Raw genomic sequence first — 25,429 nt, 5'->3', positions numbered from 1 at the left:
CCGTGCTGGTCAGCGCACGCTCCTTCGAGGAGTACCGGGCGATGTTCGCGCTCACCGAACGCGACCTGGAGCAACGGATCCTGGACTGTCCGGGCGGCGCGGCGAGCTTCGTCGCCGAGGCCGGGCGGCGGGGCATCGACGCCGTCGCCGTGGACCGCCAGTACGCCCACCACCGCGAGGAGTTGGGCCTGCTGGTGGAGCGGGAGACCGCCTTCAAGCGCGACCTGCTGGAGAAGGAGACGGCGGGCTACGCCCGGACCTGGTACGCCGACGCGGACGACATGGTCCGACAGTGGACCGCGAACGCCCGGGACTTCCGGGCCGACATCGCAGCCCGCCCGGATCGCTACGTGGCCGGCTCGCTGCCCGAACTCCCCTTCGCCGACGACTCCTTCGACCTGGTGCTCAGCTCGCACCTGATCTTCTCGTACGGCAACCGGCTCGACGAGGACTTCCACCGGGCGGCGCTGCTGGAACTCGCGCGGGTGGCCCGCCGGGAGGTCCGGCTGTTCCCACTGATGGTGTACGACACGGGAGTTCGCTACCCGGGGCTGGAACCGTTGCGCCGGGAGCTGGCGGGGCTCGGGGTCCCGAGCCGGGTCGAGCGGGTGGCGTACGAGTTCCAGCCGGGGGACAACGAGATGCTGGTGCTCGCCTGCGCGGACCACCGGCCCCCGGTGCGGGCCGAGCGGTGGGCCGCCGCCGGGGACCGGGTCCGGTGGCGGCACCAGGAGGCGCTGCCGGGGGCTTGATCAAGCGCGGCCCTGGCCGAGAGGGGCCCTGGCCGGGAGGGCCCTGGTCAAGCGGAGCTCTGGCCGAGCGGGGTGGTCGGTCAGTTGACGTCGACCGCCGGCCCGCCCGGCTGGGAGGTGTCGGCGACCGGGCCGTACGCCGCGGAGAAGTACCCGTCGGCGGGGCAGAGCCCGGAGCCGCCGCTCTTGGCGAAGTGCTCGTTGCGGAAGGCCAGGCTGTGCGCGGTGTTGTCGGCGTTGCCGGCGAACGTGCCGCTGAGCTGGTAGGTGCAGGTGATGGTGCCGAACCAGCTGTTGAGCACCGCGGTGGCCTGGATCGCCCCGGCCGACCCGCCACCGAGAGTGACCGGGAGCCCCGGGCCGTCGGAGACGGTCAGGCCGTACGGGAGGTTGCCGACGGTCAGGCTGCGCACCGAGGTGACGCCGGTGACGTTGCTGGTGCACGAGCCGAAGGTGAGCCCGGTCAGTGACTCGGTGGCCGAGCCCGGGGCCGCCGGGTTGGTCAGCACCTTCGCGGCGAGCTGCGAGACGGCGCAGGTCACACCGGTGGTGCTGGTCGCGGTCGAGTAGAAGGTGGCGGCGCCCCCGGCGAGCGGCGCGGCGAGCGTGTCGCCCGGTACGACGGCGGTGCCGCCCGCGCCGCCGACGGTGAGGACGGGGACGGCGGCGACGGGCTCGGGCGCCGCGGACGCGGGCACCGCGACCACGGCGAGCGCGGCGGTGGCGGCGAGGGCCGCGACGGCGGCGGCGGGGACGGCAAGGTGACGGCTGAAGCGCATGGGAAAGCCTCTTCCTCGGTGAGGGGCGAGAAGACGACCTTTCGCGGCTCCCGGGCCGGGGGGGACCGGGGAGCTCACTACGTTCTAGGACCGTGACCGAGTGCCGTCAAGGCGATGGACGGAACTTGCTGACTATTCGTCAACAACGGTCGGAGGTTTGGACTGTGTCGTCGCCTGCGAGAATCCCGGTAGGGCTGAGCACGACAAAGCGGGCGTCGTCTAGAGGGCCGCGGCGGAGAGGGGACGGACACGGCATGACCGAGGACGAGGTGGAGGAGCGGCTGCGCGCGCTGTGTCTGGGCCTGCCCGAGGTGGTCGAGGTGGCCAACCACCACGGTGAGCCGTCGTGGCGGATCCGGCGGCGGACGCTGGCCCAGCTCTCGGAGCACCACCCGCGCGGTCGGCGGAGCTTCTGGGTACCGGCCCCGGTCGGCGCCAAGGAGGCGATGGTCGCCGCCGAACCCGACCGGTTCTTCTCGCCGCCCTACGGTGGACGCGACTGGGTCGGGGTCTACCTCGACGTGCCGGTCGACTGGACGGAGGTGCGCGAGCTCGTCGTCGACGCGTACCGGCTCATCGCGCCCAGAAATCTGGTGGCCGGGCTGGGGGAGGCGTGACGTCCGCCACCGGTGGCCGCTCGGCGGGCCTCAGACGCGCCGGATGAGCGTGACCCCGTCCCGTACGGTGAGCATCACGACCTCGCTCCGCGGATCGGCGGCGACGGCGTCGTTGAACTGCCGGAGCGCCAGGACGTCCGGGTCGGTGGTGTCCGCGTCGATGATCTCCCCGCGCCACATCGTGTTGTCGCACGCGATCAGCCCCCGGGGGGAGAGCCTGGGCAGCGTCGCGGAGTAGTAGGCGTGGTAGCTCGGCTTGTCCGCGTCGATGAAGACCAGGTCCAGCGGCTCCTCGATCTCGGAGATCGTGTCGAGCGCGGGACCGACCCGCACGCTGATGACGTCGGCGTAGCCGGCTTCGGCGATGTGCTTGCGGGCGACCTCGGCCCGCTCCGGGTCGATCTCACAACTGATCACCCGGGCGCCCTCGGGCAGGGCGACGGCCATGGCCAGCGCCGAGTAACCGGTGAAGGTGCCGATGTCGAGGACCACCTTCGGCTGCAGCGTGTGGATGACCATGCGCAGGAGCCCGCCGACGACCTGGCCGCTGATCAGGTGGCCCATGCCCAGGTCGTTCCCGTTGACGCCGGCCAACTGGGCCGGGTCCGGGGTCGAGTGGGCCTCCGCGTAGTCGTCGATGCCGGGCAGGGTGATGGGCGGCAGGGTGAACATCTCTTCCTCCTGGGTGGGTGGTGGACGTCGTTCCTACGGGTCAGGTCGGGTCGTACGCGCTCTGCCAGCCGTGCGTGTTCGCGTGCAGCCAGGACTCGAAGTCCGCCGGAGTGAGGGCGGACCAGTCCGGGGACTCCTCGACGCGCATCCTTCCGAGGTGCCGGCCGAGTCGGGTGAGGGCGTTGCCGGCGCCGCGCCGCGCGGTGTCGAAGGCGGCCAGCGCCTCCGGCCACGTCTCGTGTTCCCGGCAGGCGAGTTCGAGGGCGCAGGCGTCCTGGATCGCCTTCACCGCGCCGGCACCGGTGTGCGGGCGGGCGATCGCCCCGGCGTCGCCGGCCAGCAGCAGGGCGCCCTTGGCGTAGCGGGAGACCGTGGTGTCGTACATCGGGTTGATGGACAGTTCGTGCCGCTCGGTGCGCCGCACCACGTCGGCCCACACGGGCGGCAGTTCGCGGGTGATGAGCTCGTCCAGGTAGCCGGCGGCGGTCTCGGTGACCTGCCCCCGGGGGACCGGGGCGGCCTCGGCCGGGTAGAGGTCGTGCGGCACGCTGCCGTACAGCGCCCAGTTCTGCCGGAAGCCGCCGGAACCGGCGTCGGGAATACGGTAGAACACGGCGTGGCCGCCGCGGAAGCCGACCGCGACGAAGTCGTCGAGCAGCGGGGACTGCGGGCCGGCCGCCCCCCGGTCGGCGGGGTGGTCGCCGCGCCAGAGGCCGTACCCGCCGTACTGCACGGCGGCCTCGGGTGCGACCGCCGGCCGCACCGTGGAACGGTGGCCGTCGGCGCCGACGACGGCGGCGAACGTCCCGGCGGGGCGGCCGTCGACCAGGAGCCGGACGCCGTCGTCCCCCTGCCGGACGTCGGTGACCGTCGCGCCCTCGTGGTAGTCGCGGTCCGGCACCCGGGCGCGCAGCCCCTGCCAGACCAGCGCCCAGCTCGCCATGATCGCCGGGTACGGCTGACGGCCGACCACGCGGCCCTCGGCCGACCGCTCCGCGCGGGTGAGCCAGATCAGCTCGGGACGCCGCAGCACCCGCATGTCGGAACCGAGGTATCCCGCGTCGAGCAACTCGCCGTAGAGCGACGCCGGGAGGGTGATCCCGGCGCCGCGGTCGCGCAGACCGCCCCGGCTGCGCTCGAACACGGTGACCTTGCAGCCTGCCCGCGCCAGGGCGACGGCCGTGGCGCAGCCGGCGATGCTGCCGCCCACGACGGCGACCCGACTTCCTCGTATGCGCATGGTTGCCCTCTCCTCAGTGGGGCCGGGCCGGGCCGGCTCGGTCTCCCGGGCCGGCCCGGTCTCACGGGCCGGTGTCGGTGTTCACGGGGTGTCCGGTGCGGTGCCAGCGGGTGAAGCCGCCCACGAGGTGACGTGCGTGCCGGTTCTGCGCCCGGAGAAGCCGGACGCTTTCGGCCGAGGTCACGCAGAAGGGCCCGTGGCAGTAGGCGATGATCTCGGCGTCGGCCGGGAGTTCGTCGAGCCTGCTCAGCAGTTGGTCGTGGGGGAGGGAGACGGCGCCGGGCACGTGCCCCATCGCGTAGTCGTCGGTCGGGCGGACGTCGATGACCAGCGCCCCGCCGCCGACCCGGCTGGTCAGCTCGTCGACGGTCACCGGTTCCAGCTCGCTCAGGTCGCCGAGCTGGTCGTTGATGACGCTGCGCAGGTCGGCCAGGCGCCGCTCGGCGAACTCCTGGAACACGCCGAGGAATCGGGCCACGTCGTCGTCGGCCAGGCGGTACCGCACGCTGGTGCCGTCCTTCCGGCTGTCGACCAGGTGGGCCGAACGGAGCTGCTGCAACTGGGCCGAGGTGTTCTTGAACGGGATCCCGGAGTCCTGGGAGAGCTGCTCGACGGTGAGTTCACGCCCGTCGAGCAGGTCGAGCAGGCGGAGCCGGAGCGGGTTGGCGAGCACCTTTCCGACCCGGGACAGCTCCGCGTAGATCGGGAGGCTCAGTTTCGGCGTGTTCAGTTCGGACATGACGGACCTATCGTGTGGTGCCGGGCCGGGGCACGGCCGGTTCGAGGACGTGACGGTTGCGCCCGGCGCCCAGGCCCGCCATCATCTCGCCGGCCGTGACGACCAGCATCAGGACGAGCGCTGCCGGGAGGCCTCCGGAGGCGGTGACCAGCATCCCGCCGGCCAGCGGCCCCAGGATGGCGATGAGGTAGCCGACGCCCTGGACCATACCCGAGAGGCCGACGGCCGTATCGGCGTCCTTGGCGCGCATCCCGATGAGGGTCAGCGCCAGGGCGAACCCGGAGCCCTGGGCCAGGCCGAGCAGCAGCGCGGCGATCCAGGCACCGAAGGAGATCGGCGCCAGCATGAGCGCGATCAACCCGCCCGCGTTGAGCACGCCGACGACGACGGCGACGATCCGCTGGTCGGGAAGCCGCCGGATCAGCAGCGGAACCCCGAGCGAGCCGGCCACCTGGATCAGGGAGGTGACCGCCTGCACGAGGCCGCCCTCGTCGAGCGTCATGCCCCGCTGGTGGCAGATCGTCGGCAGCCAGCCCAGGACGAAGTAGAAGGACAGGCCCATGAATCCGAAGAAGGCGGTGACCTGCCAGGCCAGTGCGTCCCGCCACAGCGCGGCGGGGATCCGGGCCCGCCCGACGCCCAGGGTGCGCTGCCGCAGGACGGGCAGCCAGATCACGCAGGCGACCACGGCGACCGGGACGGTGATCCAGGCGAGGGAGGCCAGCCAGTCCGTGCCCTGACTGCCGCTCAGCCGGGGGGCGAGCGCCGAGGCGCCGGCCGCGCCCACCGTGAGGGCGATCGTGTAGAGCGCCATCATCGGTGCGATCCGGCTGCTGAACTTCCGTTTGATCATGCCGGGAATGGCGCCGTTGATCGCCCCGATCGCGGCGACGACCAGCAGCGTGCCGAGGAAGAGTGCGCTCTCGCTCCGCACCGTGCGGACGAGGTCGCCGACGAGCAGCACGATCACGGAGGTCGCCACCAGGCGTTCCTCGCCCATCCGCCGGACCAGCGCGGGGCCGGTGAAGGCGAACAGGGCGAGACAGACCGTGGGCAGCACGGTCAGCAGGGTCTGGCTCGGTCCGGACAGGCCCAGCCCGGACTTGATGGGGGTCAGGAGCGCCGACACCGCCGCGATCGGGGCCCGCAGATTGAGGGAGACCACGACCAGCGCGGCCAGTAACCACCAGGTCGGCCGACGCGACGCGGATTCCTCCGACGCCGGCGGGGCGATGGTCGACGGTTGAGTTCGGGATGCCACGGCGACCCACTCCCAAGTTCCAAAGGACTTTAGAATAAGAGAATGATACCCCTCGGGTGATGTTCGAGCGCGTGGTTTCGTAGTTCCGCACTGGTGCGCTCCTGAATGCTCCCCGGACTGCTGATTGCTCCCCGGGCTGCGCCGCCTGTTTCCTGTTCGATTGCCTTGCACCTATGGGCAGTGCTGTGCGCCCTGATTTGGTACCGTGATCATTGGTATGCGAGCTGCTACCAGGGGAGGAGCGGCATGTCCGACCAAGTGGCCCTGAAGTCTGCCTGCGCAGAATCCGTCGCCGTGTTGATCGCCGCCGACCGTTTGGTATACAGATCGAGTCTGCGAAGTCTGCTCGACGGTGTCGAGGCACTGGAAGTGGTCGGGGACGTCGACACCGGGCCCGATGCCGTGAAGGCGATCCACCGCTTATGCCCTGACGTGGTGTTACTGCACGCGGCCCCGTCGAGCGCCGCCACCGTCGACCTGATCACCTCCATTACGGAACGCTTTCCCGACACGGCCGTGCTGGTCGTGAGCATCGCCCACGACCGAGAGGTCTTTCTCGCCGCCATGCGTGCCGGTGTCCGCGGCTACCTCTCCCGGGGCGCACCCTCCCAGGACCTCGTGCTGGCCATCAGGATCGTCCGGTCCGGAGGCCTGGTCTTCGACTCCAGTACGTCGGGGTGGGTGACCGACCACCTGGCCCAGCCGGCGGGGGTGGCCAAGCCCTTCCCGGAGCTGACGGACCGGGAGCTGGAAGTGCTGGAACTCGTCGCGGACGGTCTGGGCACGGCGGTGATCGCCCATCAACTCGGCCTCTCCGTCAAGACGGTGCGCAACTACCTGTCCCGGATATTCGCCAAGTTGCACCTGGTCGACCGCACCGAAGCCGCGGTCCGGGCCAGACAGGCCGGTCTCGGCCACTGACCCGGACGGCGAGTGGTGGGGTGCCCGCCGGTCACGCCCACCACCGCGCCCGGCCCGTCAGGACCTCGCGCGCGGCGCCTTCCGTGCCACGATCACCCGGTTGTAGAGCTCCTCGGGCGGGGTGGCGATGATCTCGGCCCGGTCGAAGCCCGCGTCGAGCAGGCGGTCGCGCCAGAACTCCGGCGTGGTGAGGATCTCCCCGTCCTCCCGTAGGAACCGGGGCAGCAGGTCGAGTTGGAGCAGCATGCGTTCGAAGCCGGCCTCCCGCAGGTAGTACTTGGCCTTGTCGGTCAGCAGCTCCAGGACGTCGGTGGCCCGCGCCTTGCTGCCGGCCGGCCCCATCACCCGGCAGAACTGGTCGGCGTTGATGAACACCCCGCCCGGGCGCAGCACGCGCAGCACTTCCGCCGCGGCCTTCGGGTAGGTGTCGAGTTCGAGGTGATGCAGCGCGAAGCTGCTGATGGCCACGTCGAAGCTCTCGTCGGGGATGTCCGACAGGTCCTCGGCCACCCCGGCCTGGAACGAGGTCAGCGGATCGGCGGCGAACTTGGCCGTCGCCTCCTTGACCATGGTCGGGGCGGGGTCGACCCCGAGGATCCTGGCCTGGGGCAGTGCCGTGCGGCACAGCGAGGTGAGCCGGCCGGTGCCCGAGCCGATGTCGAGGATGTCGGCGGTGTCCGCCGGCAGGCGGTCCACGGCCGCGGACAGCAGGGCCACGTTGGAGGCGTCGGTGTTCAGTACCTTGTCATAGTCGATCTTGACGTTGTTCCAGTGAGTCGTGCCCGATTCCATGACGGTCCACCCTTCGTTCGTCCGGTGCTTGTCCGTATCGATCCGTGCTGTTCCGTGCTGTTCCGTACTGATCCATTCCGATCCGTACGGATCCGGTCCGGTCCGGTCGCTGTGTCACTCGGCGGCGAGGCCGAACTCCGCGCGCCAGCCGAACAGATCGGTCAGGTCCTTGTCGTGCGTGCTGAACTCGCCCCGCTCGCCGCGGACGACGTGATCGCGTTGCCGTGACTGGTTGACGACGACGGCGGTCCGCGGTGCGCGTTGCCCGGCGTAACGGCGCAGCGCCTCGGGGATGTCGGCGGTGCGGGACAGCAGTCCGCCCAGGACGGCCGCGTCCTCCAGGGCCATGCCCGCCCCCTGCCCGGCGCCCGGTGACATCGGGTGCGCGGCGTCGCCGAGGAGACTGACCCGGCCCCGGCTCCAGTCGGCGACGGGTTCCCGGTCGTTGATGTCGGTGACCACGGCCGGCGCGTCGGGATCGGTGCGGCGCACCACGTCCACCAGCGCCGGGTGCCAACCGGCCATCAGCGCCAGGAGATCGGCCATCGCCTCCGGCGGGGCCTTGGCGGTCCAGACACCGGCCGGTGCGGCCACCTTGGCCGCCCAGTACAGCTGTCCGGGACCGACCGGGGCGGCGAAGAGGCCCATGCCGTCCGCGGTCACGATGAACCCGTTCGGGAACTCGGGCGGTGCGGGGGAGCGGCCCCGCAGGGTCGTGTATCCGCAGTAGCGGGGAGGTTCCGCGCCGAGGAGGTGCCGCCGCACCACGGAATGCAGGCCGTCGGCGCCGATCAGGGCCGCCGCCGCCGTCGTCGGGTTCCCGTCGGACAGAGCGATCTCGACCTCGTCACCGTGGTCGGTGCAGCCGGTCACGCTGATGCCGTGCCGCATCCGCACTCCGGCGTCGCCGGCGTACCGGAGCAGCAGGGACTGCAACGACGTGCGCAGGAGCGACACTTGCGGCGCGCCGAACCTGCGGCTCAGCTCGCCCACCCGGTCGGTGGCGACGACCGCGCCGTCGGTGCCGACGATCGGGCGGACCTCGTCCGCCTCCGGGACGTGCCCGGCGGCTCGCACCGCCGAGGCGAGCGAGGTGTCGATCTCCGCCAGTGCGTGCAGCGCGTTCGGATACAGCACGAGACCGGCCCCCGCGTCCCGCAGGGTCGCGGTCCGCTCGATGACCGTCACGGGAATCCCCGTGCGGCGCAGGGCGATGCCGAGAGCGAGGCCGCCGATGCCGCCGCCCGCGACGGCCACGGTCCGTTCACTCATGGCCGGTGCCCTCCCGCTCGTGGTCGAGCGGCGACAGCCAGCGGCCCACGGGGGCGCCGAACGTGCCCTGCTCCCGGTCGTAGGCGATCCGCCCGGACTTGACCGTCACCTGCACCCGGCCGGTGAAGGTCCAGCCCTCGTAGGCGGACCAGCCGCACTTGGCCTCGACGTCCGACGCCGACAGCATCCAGCGGTGGTCCGGGTCGAAGACCACCAGGTCGGCGTCGGCCCCGGCGACCAGCCGTCCCTTGCCGGTCAGCCCGAACAGGTCCGCCGGCGTCTCCCCCAGGTGGCGCACCAGCCGGCGGACCGCGGTGTCCTGGTCCTCGTCCGGCCAGCGCCGGCGCATCCCGGTCCACACCGCGGTGGCCAGCTCCTGCACGCCGGGCAGCCCCGGTGGCGCGTCGGCGACCGGACGCTCCTTCTCGTCCTTGGTGTGCGGCGCGTGGTCGCTGCCCAACGTGGCGACCTCGCCCGCCCGCAGGGCCGCCCACAGCCGGTCCTGGTCCCGGCGGCCGCGGATCGCCGGGGCCAGCCGGGTCCGCGCGCCGCCGCGCACGGTGTCGGCATCGGTGAACGACAGGTGGTGGGCGGTGAGTTCGAAGGTGACCGGCAGTCCGTCGGCGGCGGCCGCCGCGACCAGGTCGGCCTCCTCCGTACTCGACAGGTGCAGGATGTGCGCCTTGGTGCCGTGCCGGCGGACCAGTTCCAGCACCTGGACGACCGCCGAGATGGGACTGCTGCGCGGCCGCCACCGCTCGTAGTCCCGGTAGGAGCCGGGGGGACCGCCCCGCCAGGCGTCCAGCAGGTCGTGCAGCCGCTGGTTCTCGGCGTGCAGGACGAGCCGCACCCCGGAGGCGGCCGCGGCGGCGAACACCTTGTCGAGGACCTCGGGATCACTGAGGACGGTGGGCGCGGTGTGGTGCCCGGCCATGAACACCTTGGCGCTGCGGGCGATCGCCGGATCGAGGTCGACCAGGACCTCGGGGTGCAGCGGGTCCGCGCCGATGTGGAAGGCGTAGTCGACCAGCGAACGGCCGGCGATCTGCCGGGCCTTGGCGACCACGGCGTCCGGGTGGAGGGTCGGGGGCACCGTGTTCGGCATGTCCATCACGGTGGTCACGCCACCGGCGACGGCGGCGCGACTGCCGTGCTCCCAGTCCTCCTTGTGCTCCAGACCGGGGGTGCGGAAGTGGACGTGCGAGTCGATCAGCCCGGGGAGCACGTACCGGCCCGCCGCGTCCAGGACGGGGACGTGGTCGGGCGCGGAGTCGGCGAGCCCGACGATCCGTCCGTCCGCGACGAGCACCACGCCCGGGCGGACACCGGCCGGGGTCACCAGCCGCCCGTTGACCACCGCGAGCTGCACGTTCACCCGAGCCATGTGGCGCTCACCAGCTCTCGGCACAGGTCGTTGGTGGGGCCCATGTGCGCGACCGCGCGGGCGTCGGCCATCAGCCCGTTGATGCGGTTGGCGACCACGTACCCCCCGGAGCCCAGCAGGCGCGCCACCTCGACGCCCACCTGCTCGGCCGTCTCCGTGGCGAACAGCTTGCTGTGCAGGGTGGCCAGGCCCGGATCGGCCGCGTCCCGGCGGCCGGCCCGGTCGATGACGGCGCGCGTCGCCTCGATCCGGGTGGCCAGGTCGACGAGCCGGAAGCGGGTGACCGCGTCGGGTGGCTGCCGACGGCGGTGGACCTGCTCGACCGCGAGGTCCAGCAGCGCCGACGCGATGCCGAGGGAGACCGCGCCGAGCGTCGCACCCGTCCGGCGGACCGAGGCGATGATGCGGGTGGCCTCACCGACCGGGCCGAGCCGGTCCCGGTCGTCGACGACGCAGCCGTGCAGGGACACGAACCCGGTCGCCGAGCCGCGCATGCCGACCAGGTCGAGGCTCAGGTCGGGGCGTAGGCCCTCGTCCTCGGCGGGGACGAGGAAGAACGTCTGACCGGTGGAGCCGTAGCCGTCGCTCGACTCCTCCACGCTGTCGGAGGTCCGCGCGAGGATGAGGTAGAGCCCGGCCACGCCCGCACTGGTGGTGAAGGACTTGGCGCCGTCGATCCGCCAGCGGCCGTCCGGCAGCCGTTCCGCGGTGGTGTTCAGGCGCTTCTTTGCCGCGCCCACGCCGGGTTCGCTCCACCCGGACGCGGCGAGCAGATCGCCCTTGGCCAGCGCGGGCAGCAACCGGGCGTGCTGTGCCGGGTCGCCCCATTCGGCGATGCGCGCGCTGACCGCGTAGTGCTGGAACAACATGATCGCGGCGGACGGATTGGCCCGGGCCACCTGGGCGACGACGTGGTTGACGAGCCTGGCGTCCCCGTCGAACCCGCCGTACGCGGCGGGAACGGCGACGCCGAACAGGCCGGCCTGCCCGAGCTCGGCCAGCAGCGTCTCGTCGGGCCGGCCGGTGGACGCGCTGCGCGCCGCCGCCGCGTCGAGGCGCTCGACGAGAGCGGCCGGCAGCCCGCCTCCGGGGTCGATCACCTGGAGAGCGACAGACATGCGGTGATCTCCTTCGGCTGGAGGCGGGCGAGGGGTTCGATCGGGAACGACCCGAGGGTGGTGGTGCGCTTGCCGCGGACCGTGATCCAGGTGAGCTCCGGCTCGTAGGCGCCGTTGCGCACCGTGGCGCTGACGCTCGACCGCCCACCGGAGGTGACGATGTCGACCGTGCCGTCGGGCACGCCCGCCTGCTGCGCCGCGATCCAGGGCGTGGTGCCCTTGATCCGGACGGCCGCGGCGACGCAGGCGGCCCCGGTCAGCGCGATCGTCGGGTGCCAGGTGGGCACCGAGATCGCGCGGACGGCGATCCGGCCGCTCTCCGCGGCCATCACCGCGGCCACCTTGGGGAAGGCCCCGTCGACGGGCCAGCCGAGCACGGCCGCGGCCGCCCGCCGGATCCGCACCAGCCGGTCGAACAGCCGTTGGTCGTCGGCGAACAGGTCCTCCGGGCGGGACAGTCCCAGGGTGGAGGCCGCCACGAAGGCGTAGGGATTGCCCATGGACACCAGAGAGAGCGGCACCGGCTTGCCGTCCACCTCGACCGTCGTGGTGGCCGCGCCGGCCAGCAGCAGCTGGCTCAGCGGTTTCGGTGCCGGCTGGACGAAATGGATGTCGAACAGTGCGGAATCCCGGCGGGCCTCGGCGATCTCGCACACGATGTGGTCGCCGTTGTTGCGGACCATGACGCGCACCCGCATCCCCGGGGAGAGCCGGGGCAGCGACCCCGACTCGGCACTGGCGACGACGGACCCCAGGATGGAGTGCCCGCACGAGCCGCGCAGGTCGAAGGCGGTCGGCCCGGACGGAAGCGCCTGCACGAACCGGTAGTCCAGGTCGAACAGCGGGTGCTCGGCGGGCTCGACCAGCGCGATCTTCAGGATGTGCCCGGCGCCGACGTCATCGAGCCACTTGCGGGCCACGGCGAGCCGGTCGAGCAACGACCCCTCGCTGCGCGGCAGACGGCGGGAGTCGAGGACGAGGGTGGGGCACGGACTCCCGTGCGCGTAGACGACGTGCCCGATCATGACGCCACGTCCTTGGGCTCCCGGAACGGTGGGACCGACGGCGCGACGCTGAACTGCTCGCGCCAGATCTCGTAGACCAGCAGGGCCCAGAGGGCGAGGGCGGTGGCGTTGCCCGGCCGGGCGGCCTGGTCCGCGAAGAGCCGGTCCACCGCGCCGGGGTCGAGTTCGCCGGCCCGCCGCAACCGGTCGGTGGCCAGCAGATCCCTGGCGTAGTCCCAGAGCGGCCAGCCGGGCGTCAGCATGGCGGCGATCGGCAGGGTGAACGGCTGCTTCTCGCGGGCCAGTACGGCCTGGGGGAGGAGGCCGCGCGCGGCGGCGTACAGGGCGCGCTTGACCTCCCCGCCGTGGATGCGGTCCCGGTCGGGCAGCCGCACCGCGTGCCGGACGACGCTCTGCTGGCAGAACGGCAGTCGGACCTCGACGGAGCTGGCCATGCTGAGGTGGTCGACCCGCCGCAGGTGGTAGGCCGGGAGCCGGTAGCCGATCTCGAACGCGGTGATCCGGTCGAGCACGGTGCCCGGCCCGGACCGCAGCGCGTCGGTCGCCGACTCGGGCAGCGCCCGCGCGGAACCGACCGCCGCGGCGTAGTCCGCGGTGTAGAGCCGCTTGCGCCGTGCGGCCGGCAGGACGGCCAACTCGTCGAGGTACGGCTGGTACCAGGGCCTGCCCGCCTCGGCGGCCTCCGCCGCCGCGCGCATGCGCCCGTACCCGCCGAACACCTCGTCCGCGCCGTCGCCGGTCAGGGCCACGGTGAAACCGGCCTCCCGCACCGCGGCGAACAGGGCGTAGCTGCTCACGGTGATCGGATCCGCGTTGGGCTGGCCCAGGTGCCACACGACCCGCGGCAGCAGGTCGGGCAACTCCTTGGGATCCAGCTCGACCTGGTGGTAGCTGGTCCCGGCGTGGTCGGAGACCTGGCGCCCGAAGTGCCGCTCGTCGTCGGGCCATGTGCCGGTGTAGGCGATGTTGAAGGTGTGCAGCCCCGGCGCCCGGCCGGTGGCGAGCGTGGTCACCAGGCTGGAGTCCAGGCCCCCGGAGGTGATCGACGCGAGCGGCACGTCCGCGTCCAGCAGCGCCTCGACCTCTCCGTGCAGGAGCGCGCGCAGATCGCCGTTCCGGGCGCCGGCCTGCGGCGCGGGCGACGGCCGGCGCCGGACGCGCAGCCCTCCGGCGCGGTCGAGGACCGCCGTGACGGCCGGCGGCAGCACCGCGACGTCCCGGAACATGGTCTGCTCGCCGAACGGCGTCTTGGTCGCGAGGTAGGACTCCAGTCCGGGCGTCCAGACGCTGGTCGACACGTCCGGGAACGCGAGGAGCGCCGGGATCTCGGAGGAGAAGTACAGTGCGCCGCGGCGCTCGTCCCAGTGGTGGTACAGGGGCTTCATGCCCAGGTGGTCGGTGGCCAGCACCAGCCGCGGTTCGGCGCGCAGGTCCAGGACGGCGATGGCGTACATGCCGTCGAGGTGGTCGACGAACGCGTCCCCGTACTGCTCGTAGAGCGCGGGGAGCACCGATCCGTCGCAGTGGTCGGTGAACCGGTGGCCGAACGCGCCCAGTCTGGCGCGCAGTTCGGCGTGGTTGTAGATCTCGCCGTTGAGGACGACGTGAACGGCCCCGGACCCGGAGCGGTAGGGCTGGCGTCCGCCGGCGGGATCCATGACGGCGAGTCGGTTGCTGCCCAACGACCAGGTGGGGCCGACCGAGCAGCCCTGATCGTCGGGGCCGCCGTGACGTTGCAGTTCGCTGACCCGGGCGAGGTCGTCCGGCGGCACCACGGCGTTGAAATGGCCGTAGATACGGCACATTCCGCTACCTCCTATTTGGTAGGCACAGCGGTCATCGAACCCGGCGGGGCGCCGCGGTGTCGTGAGTCATCTGGCCCGGACGGCATGGGAACTCCGGGCCGGCCACGATTCCCATCCGAGACGGGAAGGGTCGGGATATCTGACTCATGCCGGTAGGACTCTCACCTGGCAGCGTGCGGGAAGGTCGGCGACGAACAGGCAGCTCGTCGCCGACCGACGGGCACCGCCGCCCGTCGGTGCACCCGGCTCTCCCGGGGCGGGCGCACCGGGCGAACCGATCGGAGAGTCGAGGCGCATCGGAGGGCGCATCAGAAGGCACATCAACAGGCACAGCACCGCTCATCGAGACAGGAAGTCCGCAGGACGAGCTGCATCAGCAGCGACGGTCGCTTCGAGCAGGAAGGTGGCATTGTGAACCCTCAGCCCGTTGGTGGCGTGATCGAGAGGACTGACGACGGGAGGTCCGCGCCTCCGGCGGCCCTGACCCGCCTGCCGCTCACCGACATCGTGCAGCCCGATTCACCCCGCCTGTCCGGGCCCAACCACGAGCACGCCCGTCTGCTGGCGAACTCCGACGCCGCGCTGCCGCCCATCCTCGTCAACCGCCGCACGATGCGCGTGGTCGACGGCGCCCACCGCCTCCTGGCGGCGAAACTGCGCGGTCAGGAGGCCATCGACGTCGACTTCTGTGACTGCGACAGCGACGAGGCGTTCGTGCTCGCGGTCGAGAAGAACGTCACGCACGGGCTGCCGCTGTCGCGGGCCGAACGGACGGCGGCCACCGAGCGGATCCTCGGCGCCTACCCGGAGTGGTCCGACCGGGCGATCGCCGCGGTCGTGGGACTCTCGCACAAGACGGTGGGGTCGATCCGCCGGCGTTCCGGCCAGGACGCCGAACCGATCACCCACCGCCGCGGCCGGGACGGCCGGATGCGGCCGGTCAACGGTGCCGCGGCCCGGGCCAGGGTCAGCAGCCTGCTCGCGGACCGGCAGGACGCGTCGCTGCGCGAGATCGCCCGGGAGGCCGGGGTCAGCCCGGACACCGTGCGCAACGTCCGGGACGACTCGCGCCGTGCCGAGGCCCTGACGGCGTCCGAACCGCGGGGCCTGCCGGACCAGGACCGCGACCAGGACCGCGACCAGGACCGCGAGCGGCGCGCGGCGTCCGGGCGGGCCACCGTCTGCGTCCGGATCCAGGCGTCCGGGCCGGCCGACCGGTCCGCGTTGATGCGCAGCCTGCGCAGCGATCCTTCGCTGCGGTTCTCCGAATCGGGGCGTCTTTTGCTGCGCTTGCTTGACATGTATGCGCTAAACGCGGATGCCTGGGCCCGGGTCAGCGGGGACGTACCCGCCCACCGGGCGGCCGACATCGTGCAACTGGCCCAGGAGTGCGGCCGGATGTGGCAGAACTTCGCGGCCGCCGTGGAGCAGCGACAGCGGGACGCGGAGAAGGAGTAGCGGAGAAGGAGGAGGGACCGACCCCGCATGTGCATCTTGGCGGTACGGACCGCCCGCGGTCCACCGCCGCGACGAAGGACTTTCCCGGGTGCGACGGTCGGCAACGGTGCGGACCGCCGCGTGAGCAGCCGAATCGCGGACGGATCCGAGAGACCCGAGAGACCCGAGAGACCCGAGAGACCCGAGAGACCCGATGGATCCGATGGATCCGATAGGCCGGACAGGTTGGACAGGCTGGACAGGTCGGACGGAGAGGAACCGGACATGCCCCTGGTACAGGTGAACTGGTGGAAGGGTGTGGGAGTGGCCGAGCGCCGCCAGCTCGTCGAGGAGGTGACGGCGACGGTCGCGCGGATCGTGAAGTGCCCCGAGGCCGCCGTCACCGTGATCATCAACGATGTCGAGACGGACCACTGGGGTCGCGGCGGGACGCTGGCCTCCGAGCTCTGAGCGAACGGCCGGGCCGCCCCCCGGCCCGGCCGTTCCACCGCCCGGCTGCCTGGCGATCTCGACGGCGGGCGCGCTACCTTCGCGTCATCGGACGGCGAGGCCGTCAGCAGCCTGACGTGCGTGGTGCTGCGCGTCGATCCACCCGCGAATTCCAGCAGGGAGAGCGCTGTCCGCACGCCCGGGACCGCGCCGCGCAGCCCCCTCGCCGATCCGCACCCCGCAGGTTGCGATCGGGAGGACACCGGACATGACCATCCCGCACACCGGAACCCCAAGCCCCGGAAAGCCATTCCCCGGAACACCAGCCCCCGGAACGCCGCACGGCCGGGCCGCCGCAAGGGGGCACCATGCCTGAGCAGACCGGCGCCGAGCCCAGCAGCACCGCGGTGCGCACTGCCCTGTGGCGCGCGCTCCACGTGCAACACGACGACCCGCCGGCGGTGTTCGACGACGAACTCGGTCTCCGTCTCGCCGATCCGGGCAGCGACTGGCGTCGGCGCCCCGACATGGACCCGGACGACAACCCGTTCGCCCGGGCCGCCGTCATCACCCGCGCCCGGTTCGCCGAGGACCTGGTCCTCGAACAACTCGGCCGCGGCGTAGGCCAGTACGTCATCCTCGGCGCCGGCCTGGACACCTTCGCCCAGCGCCGCACCGAACTCCTCCCGTCGTTGCGGGTCTTCGAAGTCGACTCGCCGGGACCGCAGTCATGGAAGCGGCGGCGGCTGTCGGAACTCGGCCTCGACACCCCCGCCGGACCGCACTTCGTGCCGTACGACCTCGAGTCGGGCGGATCCTGGTGGGAGGCCGCGGTGACGGCGGGCTTCGACGCCGGGCAGCCCGCCGTCGTCGTCTCGCTCGGTGTCACCACCTTCCTCGGCCGGGAGGCCGTCGTGGCCATGCTGCGCCAGGGCACCGCGCTGGCCCCCGGCTCGACACTGGCCACCACCTTCCAACTCCCGCTCGCCATGGTCGAACCGGGCCCCCGGGAGCTCCGCGCCCGGGTGGAGGAGGCCGCACGCGCCTTCGGCACGCCGTTCACCAGCTTCTTCGAGCCCGAGGAGATGCTGGCGCTGGCCCGCGACGCGGGTTTCCGTACGGCCGAGCACATCCCCGCCACCGCCCTGACCGCCCGCTACTTCGCCGACCGCGCGGACGGTCTGCGGCCCTCCAACGCGGAGGAACTCCTGGTCGTCACCACGTGACGGCCGACCGGCGCCCCCGTGCGCCGGGCAGCCGTCAGGTGTGCGCCAGCATGAAGGGCTCGCCGGCCGCCGGACGGAAGTCGTCGGTCCGGCCGGCGAAGTAGCGCGCGGTGATCTCCTCGGTGGAGACGTACTGGGCCTCGCGGAATCCGGCCTTCCGGGCGAGGCCCAGTATCGCGTCGGGGGTGAAGTGGCTGCGGAACTGCACCCGGGGCCCGGGCTTCGGTTTGCCCGCGGCCGCGTGCGCGGCGGGATCCTCCGGTTCGTCGAAGGCGGTGGGCAGGATGAAGGTCATCGCCAGCGTCGAGCCGGCGGCGGCCCGCGCGGCCTGGTCCAGGGTGTCCCGCACCGCCTCCTCGCTGAGGTACATGGTGACGCCCGCGCACGCCAGCACCGCGGGCCGGTCCGGGTCGAAGCCGTTCTCGACCAGCCGGTCCCACCACACCTCGCCGGTCTCGAAGTCGACCGGCACCCAGTGCTGCCACGTCGAGGAGCCGTGGCCGAGTTCGGCCAGCCGCCGCCGCTTCCACTCCTGGGTCGCGGGCTGGTCGATCTCGAACACCCGCAGCCGGTCGGCGAATTCGGGCCGGCGCTGGACGAAGGTGTCCAGTCCCGCACCGAGGATCACGTACTGGGTCACACCGGCGGCGCACTGCTCGGCCACCAGGTCCTCGACGAACCGGGCCCGGGCCACCACACCGGCCCGGAACCCGCGCATCCCGTCCCCGGCCATGTCCGGACGCCGGTGCCAGTCCTCGCCGGGGGACACCAGGCGCAGTCCGATCTCGTCCTCGACCACGTGCGGAGGCGCGTCGGTCCGCACGTGCAGGGCCCGCCAGAGGGCCACCCGCACTGCTGTCTCGTCCGGTACCTTCGATTTCTCAGTAGGCACGGTCAACCTCTCGGGTCAGTGGCGAAGGGTGCGTGCACGGGGGACCGCGTCCCCGGTTCCGAGTTTCGAGAGCCCGGATTTACGCGTCAAGCAAGGCCCGGAAACACCGCCGCCGGACGGCGGCGGGCGCATTCGCCGACAGTCGAGTGGGGAGATTCCCCACTCGGACGGCCCGGCGTCGTCCCGGTCCGCTCCGCCTTGCCAGCCGTCAACCTCACTACCTATAAACGGAACTGGTCGAATGCCCTCGTCCGACGGCATTTTCGGCCCGCCGACTTCCGACAGGACGGGATGGAATCCCATGGTCGACCGGAAAACACCACCACCCATGACGAGTGCGGCCACGAACGGGCAGCCGTACGCCTTCGATCCCTTCGCACCGGGAGTTTCTGACGACCCGTATCCGCACTTCGCGAAACTGCGCGCGACCAATCCGGTGTACCGGCACCCGGCGGGTTTCTGGATCGTCACCAGGCACGCGGACGTGGTCAACCTGTTGCGGGCCGACCACTCGGTGGAGGACGACAACGTCGCCAAGAGCCGGATCCACTCCCTGTCCATGATGGACCAGGACCCGCCGGACCACACCCGGCTCCGCAAGCTGCTCACCAAGGTGTTCACCGAGCGGGCCATCAACGCGCTCGCCCCGCTGATCACCGGCCTCGTCGACGAGGCACTGGACCGCGTCGAACAGCGGGCGGCCGAGCACGGCCAGGCCGACCTGGTCTCCGAACTCGCCTACCCGCTGCCGCTGTTGGTGATCTGCGACATGCTGGGCATGGAAGCCGACTACCACTGGCTGCGGGAGCGGGCCGAGATCCTGGCGCACTCGCTGGAGCCGGTCGCCGAGCCGACCCCGGAGCTCATCAAGGCGATCGAGACGGCCGAGACCGAACTCGTCGACCGCGTCGCCACCGTGATCGAGGCCAAGCGCCGCAACCTCGTCCGGGAGGATCCGGACCTGCTGACCCAGCTGATCCGGGCCGAGGACGACGGCGACGTGCTCAGCGACGAGGAGCTCATCGCCCAGGTCGTGCTGCTGTACCTGGCCGGCTACGCGACCACCATGAACCTGCTGGCCAACGGCCTGGTGGCGCTGCTCCGCCACCCCGCACAGCTCCGCCTGCTGCGCGAACGCCCCGACCTGGACGCGAACGCGGCCGACGAACTGCTGCGGTACGACACCTCCGTGCAGTACTCGCGCCGGATCACCCGCTCGCCCCACGAGGCGAGCGGCACGGTGATCCCCGCGGGGGCGACGGTGCTGGCCGGCCTGGCCTCGGCCAACCGCGACGAGGAGGTCTTCGGTCCGTCCGCGGCCGAGCTGCGGCTGGACCGGCCGAACGCCCGCAAGCACGTCTCCTTCGGCGGTGGGCCGCACCACTGCCTGGGAGCCGCACTGGCGCGGCTGGAGGCCCGGATCGCCGTGGGCCGCCTGGTGCGCCGGTTCGACCGGCTGGCGTTGGCCGAGGAGATCGTCTGGCAGCCGCTGATGATCACCCGGGGCCCGGTCTCCGTGCAGGTCACGGTGTGAGGCGGGCCCTGCCCACAGCCTGACGCCCACAGCCTGAGCCCGAACCCTGACGCCCACAGCCTGACGCCTGCGACATGCCCCTGGCCCGGCCTCCGTTCGCGGAGGCCGGGCCAGGGGCATGTCAGGTCAGCGGGGCTTGTGGCCCGACTGGAGGTTGAGGCCGCCGCTGGCGGGAAGCCGTACCGGCTTGGCGGGCCGGAGGCCGGCGGCGCGCTGCCAGGAGGCCATCTGCGAGGGCGACCAGGTGCCGGACTCGCTGGCCAGGGCGAAGTAGAAGTCCCGCAGCGCGGCCAGCTGCTGCGTCTTGCCCTCGCCGCTGGCGGCGGGGAACTCGGCGATGGTGTAGGTCCCGCCGGGGCGCAGCGCGCGGGCCACCTTGGCGGTGAGCTCGCGGTTCTGCGCGTCGCTGAAGTGGTGCGCGACGCCGATGATCACCACGGCGTCGTAGCACTCCTCGCCGAAGTCGTCGGTCAGCGCGTTGCCGGGCTGGTGGCGCACCCGGGTGCCCATCCGCTCCTCGGCCAGCAGCGGCGCGGCGTGCCGGACGGCGTCGGGCAGGTCGAACACGACGGCGCGCAGCGACGGGTGGCGGCGGCACAGCGCGACCGAGTAGGCCCCGTGCGAGCCGCCGATGTCGAGCAGGTCGGTGGCGCCCGCGGGGACCGGGATGGCCTTGGCCACCATGCCGGTCTGACCGGTCGTCAGGCACTTCATGCCGCGCTGGTAGGAGTCCCACACCTCGTCGCTCATGCCGGTGTGGAAGTCCAGCGGCTTTCCGCTGCGCAGGTACTCGTCGGCCCGCGCCATCAGCCCCAGCTCGTAGAACTGCAGCATCAGTTTGTCGTTCACCGCGTGCTTGCTGGTGGTGACCAGCCATTTGCGGGAGAGCGGGCTGAGTTCGTACTGGTCGCCCCGGGCGCGCAGATATCCGGATGCCGCCAGCGCGGGGAGCAGTTTCGCGGCGCCGTCGGGGTGGATACCGCAGCCGGCCGCGATCTTTTCGGCGGTGGCGGGGCCGTGGGCCATTGTGTCGAACAGGCCGACCTTGACGGCGGCCATGATGACGTGGACGTATGTGCCCGCTACCTGGGTGTCGAGGACGGGCCGCGCGATCAAATTGAACTTGACCAGCAGCCATTCAAGTGGATTGCTTGCCATTAAGCCGAATCGCATGGGCCGAGCATAACGCGGGGTGCTTGGTCGGGGAACTCGTCGGGGTGGGGAACTTGCCTTCCACGCGGGGGAGTTCGGGCCGCCTGTGCATTTCCGCTATTGGGGGGGACGGTCCGCGGATCGGCCGCCGTTCCCGGAATGCTCGGGCGCTATTCGGGCAGTCGAGTGCGGTGGAGTGCGGACGGCGCCGGCCGGGGCGCGGGGCCCGCGCGGCTGCCCGGTACACGAGGCCCTTGCGGCCGTCCGGTACTCGGTGCCACTTCTTTACGACCCACCCCGGCAGTGCTAGCATGCTAGCATGACTGCCGAAGAGGTAAAGCAGTTCAACGTCTACCTGCCGGTGGAGCTGATTCGGCAGGTGAAGCACTACGCCATCGACCGCGAGCTGTCGCTGTCGGCACTGGTTGCCGAGGCACTGCGCAACCATCTCGCCGAGCGCCAGAAGCACATACAAGACGGAACCGCGTGAGAGGAATCAACACATGACGACCCGGGGTGCCGAGGGCGTTTACGTAGAGACTCACAACTGGGGCAAGACGGCCAAGTTCCTGGAGTCTCTGGGCTTCAAGATCGAGTTCGCCACCGAGCACGGTTCCGGGATGCTCAAGAACGACGAAGGACCGTACTTCGTCGTCAGCGAGATCCCTGAGGAGCGTGCACCGCAGGTCCAGCTCGTGCTCCGCGTCGAGGACGCGGAGACCTTCCGGCCCGATCCGATCGTCGAGGTGGTCTCCCCGTTCGAGGAGACCCACTGGGGCACCCAGCGCATGGTGGTCCGCGACCCGGACGGACGGGAGTGGAGCATCGAGGCGCCGCTCAAGGGCTGAGCGGCTGTCGCGAGGTGGGAGCGCGTCGACGGCCGCCGGAACCCGGTGGTTACCCCTGACGTCCGGCGCGCTCCCACCCCGTCGAACGCCCCCGATTCCCTTCGGGGCCGGGGGCGTTCCCCGTGTGCGGCGCGTGGAGCGGGCTGAGACGGTGGTGGCTTCGGTGAACGTGCTGCGAACATGGTCCACCAATGCGGTGCCCCCTTGTTCGTGGTGGAGAGCCCTGGCCGGACGTGGCCCTTTTCGCGCCAGCATGCTAGCAATCTAGTGTAATAGTCATCAGAGGGATGCGGGGTTGGTTAGCGATGGTCAGTGAAAGCATCTCGGCCACGGCGGAGGACACCTCGCGGTTAACACCGCCACGGCGGGGCCTCGGCATGCTCGTCGTGATGATCGGCGTGCTCATCTCCGCGGTCGACGGCACGATCGTGGTACTCGCCCTCCCGGCGATCGAAGAGGACCTGAGCATCACCCTGTCCGCCGTGACGTGGGTGGTCGTCGGCTACCTCCTCGTGGTCACCGTACTCGCCACCCAGCTGGGCCGGTTCGGTGACATGTTCGGCCGGGTGCGCATGTACAAAGCCGGCTTCCTGGTGTTCACCCTCGGCTCGGTGCTCTGCGCCGTCGCCTGGAACGCGTCGAGCATCATCGGCGCCCGGCTCGTCCAGGGGGTCGGCGCCGCACTGATCGCCTCCAACAGCGGCGCGATCATCTCGGAGCTCTACCCGCCGCAGGAACGCGGCCGTGCCTACGGCTACAACGCCTTCGGCTACTCGTTCGGCTCGGTCCTCGGAGTCCTGGCCGGCGGCGTCATGGTGACCTACGTGTCGTGGCAGTGGATCTTCTGGGTCAACGTGCCGATCGGCATCATCGCGCTGGTGCTGGCGCAGCGGGTGCTGCGCGACACCAGCGAGCGGCAGCGCCGGAAGTTCGACTTCGCCGGCATGATCACGCTGGGCCTGGGCCTCTTCGGGGTGCTCTGGGCGATGACCGGACTGGCGTCCGGCCCGCTCGACGCGACCCTGATCGGATACCTGGTCGGCGGCATCCTGCTCCTGGTGGCGTTCGTCTTCGTCGAGCTGAAGCAGAAGGAGCCGACCCTCGACCTGTCCCTGTTCCGCATCCCGTCGATGGCGCCCTCGCTCCTGGCCTCGATGCTCCAGGGCATCGGCAGCTTCGCGGTGCTCTTCCTGGTCATCATGTACCTCCAGGGCACCCGCGGGATGGACCCGATCGACGCCTCGATGCTGCTCGTCCCGGGCTATGTGATCGGCGCGGTGGTGGGGCCCTATGCCGGCAAGCTCACCGACAAACTCGGGTCGGTCATCCCCGCGACCATGGGGCTCGGCATCTCGGTCGTCGCGATGGGGATCTTCGCCCAGATGACCACGACGAGCAGCCTGTGGCTGACCGCCATCGGCAACCTCGTGATGATGATCGGCGGCAGCTTCTTCTTCCCGGCCAACAGCACCGCCGTGATGAAGGCGGCCCCACCCGACCGGCTGGGCATCGCCTCCGGTGTGCTGCGCACCTTCTCCAGCATCGGCATGGTCTTCTCCTTCACCACCGCCATGCTCGTGGCCTCGCACTCGATCCCGCGGAACCTGGCGTTCGAGATCTTCGTGGGCACCAGCAAGCTGAACGGCGAGCTCGCGAGCGCCTTCGCCCACGGCCTGAAGGCGGCCTTCTACACCATGATGGGGATCATGATCCTCGCGGCGGTCCTCTCCGCCCTGCGCGGCGCGGGCCGGAAGGCCGGCACGTCGTAGCGGGACCCGCCGCCGCGGGGGCTCGCCTCCCGGTCCCGAGTGCCCGGGAGGCAAGCCCTCGCGGCGGCGGGCAACAAGGCAACTGTCGACCGACTAGTTGGCGGGAGAATGGTGATCCGGACAGCGACGTCGAAGGCACCCGGCGGCTCGCGCACCACGGTGCTGATCGCAGGCGACCACCCGATCTACCGATCCGGTCTGCACATCCTGCTCGACGAGGTGGAGTCGTTCCACGTCGTCGGTGAGTCCGGAACCGGTTCGGACGCGGTGGCCATGGCGCACACGCTGCGCCCCCAGGTCGTGGTGATGGACATCGTCCAGCCGGGCCAGAGCATCGCCGAGGTGATCACCCCGATCACCGGCTGCTGCCCGGAGACGGCCGTGCTCATCATCAGTCCGCTCGACGACCGGGAGGCCCTGCTCTCCGCGATGCGCGCCGGGGCCCGCGGCTACCTGCTCAACGGCGCCCGCTGGCAGGACCTGGTGCTCGGGGTGGAGATGGTGCGCGCGGGCGGGCTGGTCTTCGATTCCTCCGCGTCCGAGTGGGTGCTGGAGCACCTCAGCCGGCCGCTGTCGCCCACCGGGCGCTACTCCGAGCCGGAGAGCGGCCGGTGCGACATGCTCCAACTGGTCCGGAACGTCGGTCCGGCCGGGTCCGCGGGGGCCCGGCTGCCCGGCACACGCCGCACGGCCACGCGAGCCGGGGTCCAGCCCGCCACCCGGCGCTGACGGGCAGCCGGAGCGAGTCGCGGCTGGCAGCCGGCCGGAACGAGTCGTGGCTGACGGTCAGCCAAAAAGCATACGCCGACCGGGAATTCTGGTGTCCGACTGGGGGAAGTCCCCAGTCGGGCACGCGTACGCGACCAGAGGCCCGCACGGTAGCGTTGCCAGCACTTTCTCGTCGCATTTCACGAAGCGAGGACGGCGATGGACCAGCGTTTCCACGCGTTACGGGTGGCCGAGGTGATCGTCGAGACGGAGGACGCCCGCTCGTTGGTGTTCGACGTCCCCGATGACCTCGCCGAGGAATTCCAGTACCGGCCGGGGCAGTTCCTCACCGTCCACATCCCCGATGCCGAGCACGGATCCGTCACCCGCTGCTATTCGCTGTCGAGTTCGCCGCACACCGCGGATCCCCTGATGGTGACGGTGAAGCGGACGCAGAGCGGCCGCGCCTCCGACTGGCTGCTGGGCAGCGTGCGGGTCGGCAGCGTGGTGCACGTCCAGCCGCCGGCGGGCCGGTTCACCCCCGCCTCGCTCGACGGCGACTTCCTCTTCCTGGCCGCCGGAAGCGGCATCACCCCAGTGATGTCGATGATCAAGTCGGCGCTGGCCGCCGGTTCGGGCCGGCTCACCTTGATCTACGCCAACCGTGACGAGCGATCGGTGATCTTCGGGGAGCAGCTGACCGACCTCGCCGCCGCCCACCCGGACCGGTTCACCGTCCGGCACTGGCTGGAGTCCCGGCAGGGGCTGCCGGACGCGGCCGGGCTGCGGGCGCTGGCCGCGCCGTGCCGCGACCGCGAAGCGTACGTGTGCGGCCCGGGGCCGTTCGTGGCCGGTGCGGTCGAGGCGCTGGCCGCGCTGGGGGTTCCGTCCGAGCGGACGCACCTGGAACAGTACCGGCCGCCGAACCGCACCGCGTTCCCGGAGCGGTCGCCCGGCGCGGATCCGTGCGCGTGGACCTCGCGGAGCGTCAACCACCTTCAACTGATGCTGCCTTGACCCCGGACGCTCGACACTT

Annotated in this window: 25 protein-coding genes; 12 read left to right on the top strand and 13 right to left on the bottom strand. The window is 71.5% G+C overall.

The genetic code is table 11. The features are described 5' to 3' along the window. Positions 1 to 2 precede the first annotated feature (2 nt). On the top strand, positions 3 to 752 hold the full coding sequence (locus ACZ52J_RS31335; protein ID WP_465623543.1) for a methyltransferase domain-containing protein: 750 nt from the start codon (positions 3 to 5) through the stop codon (positions 750 to 752). Between the two features lie 80 nt (positions 753 to 832). Here ACZ52J_RS31335 and ACZ52J_RS31330 read toward each other — a convergent pair whose 3' ends face one another. Then, positions 833 to 1,531 (bottom strand): Tat pathway signal sequence domain protein, encoded by a 699-nt coding sequence (locus tag ACZ52J_RS31330; RefSeq protein WP_465623542.1) that lies wholly within the window; start codon positions 1,529 to 1,531, stop codon positions 833 to 835. Positions 1,532 to 1,785: 254 nt separating this feature from the next. On the opposite strand from ACZ52J_RS31330, the gene ACZ52J_RS31325 reads away from it, so the two are divergent. Beyond that, complete coding sequence (locus ACZ52J_RS31325; RefSeq protein WP_465623540.1) at positions 1,786 to 2,148, top strand: MmcQ/YjbR family DNA-binding protein; 363 nt, start codon at positions 1,786 to 1,788, stop codon at positions 2,146 to 2,148. Positions 2,149 to 2,178: 30 nt separating this feature from the next. Here ACZ52J_RS31325 and ACZ52J_RS31320 read toward each other — a convergent pair whose 3' ends face one another. From ACZ52J_RS31320 to ACZ52J_RS31305, 4 genes are all read right to left on the bottom strand, one after another. Continuing rightward, positions 2,179 to 2,820, bottom strand: a complete 642-nt coding sequence (locus tag ACZ52J_RS31320) for an O-methyltransferase (RefSeq protein ID WP_465623539.1) — start codon at positions 2,818 to 2,820, stop codon at positions 2,179 to 2,181. Between the two features lie 40 nt (positions 2,821 to 2,860). After that, positions 2,861 to 4,060, bottom strand: a complete 1,200-nt coding sequence (locus ACZ52J_RS31315) for an FAD-dependent monooxygenase (protein ID WP_465623538.1) — start codon at positions 4,058 to 4,060, stop codon at positions 2,861 to 2,863. Between the two features lie 61 nt (positions 4,061 to 4,121). Then, positions 4,122 to 4,799, bottom strand: a complete 678-nt coding sequence (locus ACZ52J_RS31310) for an ArsR/SmtB family transcription factor (RefSeq protein ID WP_465623536.1) — start codon at positions 4,797 to 4,799, stop codon at positions 4,122 to 4,124. A gap of 7 nt (positions 4,800 to 4,806) precedes the next feature. After that, positions 4,807 to 6,060 (bottom strand): MFS transporter, encoded by a 1,254-nt coding sequence (locus ACZ52J_RS31305; RefSeq protein WP_465623535.1) that lies wholly within the window; start codon positions 6,058 to 6,060, stop codon positions 4,807 to 4,809. A gap of 246 nt (positions 6,061 to 6,306) precedes the next feature. Between ACZ52J_RS31305 and ACZ52J_RS31300 the strand changes: the two genes are divergently transcribed. Next, on the top strand, positions 6,307 to 6,981 hold the full coding sequence (locus ACZ52J_RS31300; RefSeq protein WP_360502084.1) for a response regulator transcription factor: 675 nt from the start codon (positions 6,307 to 6,309) through the stop codon (positions 6,979 to 6,981). Between the two features lie 57 nt (positions 6,982 to 7,038). Here ACZ52J_RS31300 and ACZ52J_RS31295 read toward each other — a convergent pair whose 3' ends face one another. The 6 genes from ACZ52J_RS31295 to asnB form a co-directional block, all read right to left on the bottom strand. Continuing rightward, entirely contained in the window at positions 7,039 to 7,773 is a 735-nt protein-coding gene (locus ACZ52J_RS31295; RefSeq protein WP_360502081.1) for a class I SAM-dependent methyltransferase, read from the bottom strand. Between the two features lie 114 nt (positions 7,774 to 7,887). Then, on the bottom strand, positions 7,888 to 9,045 hold the full coding sequence (locus ACZ52J_RS31290; RefSeq protein ID WP_360502080.1) for an FAD-dependent monooxygenase: 1,158 nt from the start codon (positions 9,043 to 9,045) through the stop codon (positions 7,888 to 7,890). Continuing rightward, positions 9,038 to 10,429: a dihydroorotase gene (locus tag ACZ52J_RS31285; protein WP_465623532.1), complete on the bottom strand. Its 1,392-nt coding sequence runs from the start codon at positions 10,427 to 10,429 to the stop codon at positions 9,038 to 9,040. The genes ACZ52J_RS31290 and ACZ52J_RS31285 overlap by 8 nt, the downstream gene beginning before the upstream one ends. Then, positions 10,417 to 11,547 (bottom strand): acyl-CoA dehydrogenase family protein, encoded by a 1,131-nt coding sequence (locus tag ACZ52J_RS31280; RefSeq protein ID WP_465623530.1) that lies wholly within the window; start codon positions 11,545 to 11,547, stop codon positions 10,417 to 10,419. Before ACZ52J_RS31280 ends, ACZ52J_RS31285 begins: the two co-directional genes overlap by 13 nt. Beyond that, the gene (locus tag ACZ52J_RS31275) at positions 11,526 to 12,572 is read right to left on the bottom strand and encodes a PrpF domain-containing protein (RefSeq protein ID WP_465623528.1); all 1,047 of its coding nucleotides are present in this window, start codon (positions 12,570 to 12,572) and stop codon (positions 11,526 to 11,528) included. The genes ACZ52J_RS31280 and ACZ52J_RS31275 overlap by 22 nt, the downstream gene beginning before the upstream one ends. Further along, positions 12,569 to 14,377 carry an asparagine synthase (glutamine-hydrolyzing) gene (gene asnB, locus ACZ52J_RS31270; RefSeq protein ID WP_465623527.1) on the bottom strand — a complete coding sequence of 603 codons (1,809 nt, stop codon included), beginning with the start codon at positions 14,375 to 14,377 and terminating at the stop codon, positions 12,569 to 12,571. The genes ACZ52J_RS31275 and asnB overlap by 4 nt, the downstream gene beginning before the upstream one ends. Positions 14,378 to 14,812: 435 nt before the next feature. On the opposite strand from asnB, the gene ACZ52J_RS31265 reads away from it, so the two are divergent. From ACZ52J_RS31265 to ACZ52J_RS31255, 3 genes are all read left to right on the top strand, one after another. Next, a complete protein-coding gene (locus ACZ52J_RS31265) occupies positions 14,813 to 15,835 on the top strand; it encodes a ParB/RepB/Spo0J family partition protein (protein ID WP_465623525.1) in 1,023 nt (340 codons plus the stop codon). Positions 15,836 to 16,099: 264 nt separating this feature from the next. Beyond that, entirely contained in the window at positions 16,100 to 16,285 is a 186-nt protein-coding gene (locus tag ACZ52J_RS31260) for a tautomerase family protein (protein WP_360502064.1), read from the top strand. A gap of 347 nt (positions 16,286 to 16,632) precedes the next feature. After that, positions 16,633 to 17,490, top strand: a complete 858-nt coding sequence (locus ACZ52J_RS31255; RefSeq protein WP_465623523.1) for a class I SAM-dependent methyltransferase — start codon at positions 16,633 to 16,635, stop codon at positions 17,488 to 17,490. Between the two features lie 34 nt (positions 17,491 to 17,524). Here ACZ52J_RS31255 and ACZ52J_RS31250 read toward each other — a convergent pair whose 3' ends face one another. Next, a complete protein-coding gene (locus ACZ52J_RS31250; RefSeq protein WP_465623522.1) occupies positions 17,525 to 18,382 on the bottom strand; it encodes a class I SAM-dependent methyltransferase in 858 nt (285 codons plus the stop codon). A 328-nt stretch (positions 18,383 to 18,710) separates the two neighbouring features. Between ACZ52J_RS31250 and ACZ52J_RS31245 the strand changes: the two genes are divergently transcribed. After that, positions 18,711 to 19,916 (top strand): cytochrome P450, encoded by a 1,206-nt coding sequence (locus tag ACZ52J_RS31245; RefSeq protein ID WP_465623521.1) that lies wholly within the window; start codon positions 18,711 to 18,713, stop codon positions 19,914 to 19,916. Between the two features lie 126 nt (positions 19,917 to 20,042). Here the strand turns inward: ACZ52J_RS31245 and ACZ52J_RS31240 are convergent, their stop codons facing one another. Further along, positions 20,043 to 21,074, bottom strand: coding sequence for a class I SAM-dependent methyltransferase (locus tag ACZ52J_RS31240; RefSeq protein WP_465623519.1), 1,032 nt, complete (start codon positions 21,072 to 21,074; stop codon positions 20,043 to 20,045). Positions 21,075 to 21,387: 313 nt separating this feature from the next. On the opposite strand from ACZ52J_RS31240, the gene ACZ52J_RS31235 reads away from it, so the two are divergent. The 5 genes from ACZ52J_RS31235 to ACZ52J_RS31215 all read left to right on the top strand — a co-directional run bounded on the left by ACZ52J_RS31235 (position 21,388) and on the right by ACZ52J_RS31215 (position 25,410). Then, positions 21,388 to 21,558, top strand: a complete 171-nt coding sequence (locus ACZ52J_RS31235) for a ribbon-helix-helix domain-containing protein (RefSeq protein WP_360502052.1) — start codon at positions 21,388 to 21,390, stop codon at positions 21,556 to 21,558. A gap of 13 nt (positions 21,559 to 21,571) precedes the next feature. Beyond that, positions 21,572 to 21,916 (top strand): VOC family protein, encoded by a 345-nt coding sequence (locus ACZ52J_RS31230; RefSeq protein WP_360502050.1) that lies wholly within the window; start codon positions 21,572 to 21,574, stop codon positions 21,914 to 21,916. Between the two features lie 377 nt (positions 21,917 to 22,293). Beyond that, positions 22,294 to 23,685, top strand: coding sequence for an MFS transporter (locus tag ACZ52J_RS31225; protein ID WP_465623518.1), 1,392 nt, complete (start codon positions 22,294 to 22,296; stop codon positions 23,683 to 23,685). A gap of 108 nt (positions 23,686 to 23,793) precedes the next feature. After that, a complete protein-coding gene (locus tag ACZ52J_RS31220; protein WP_360502044.1) occupies positions 23,794 to 24,414 on the top strand; it encodes a response regulator in 621 nt (206 codons plus the stop codon). A gap of 198 nt (positions 24,415 to 24,612) precedes the next feature. Beyond that, positions 24,613 to 25,410 (top strand): FAD-binding oxidoreductase, encoded by a 798-nt coding sequence (locus ACZ52J_RS31215; RefSeq protein WP_465623517.1) that lies wholly within the window; start codon positions 24,613 to 24,615, stop codon positions 25,408 to 25,410. The last annotated feature ends 19 nt before the right edge of the window (positions 25,411 to 25,429 follow it).

It is taken from the genome of Kitasatospora sp. NPDC034035, from assembly GCF_055575755.1.
Note: the sequence above shows the minus strand (reverse complement) of the source record. Positions and strands in the feature narration are given on the sequence as shown.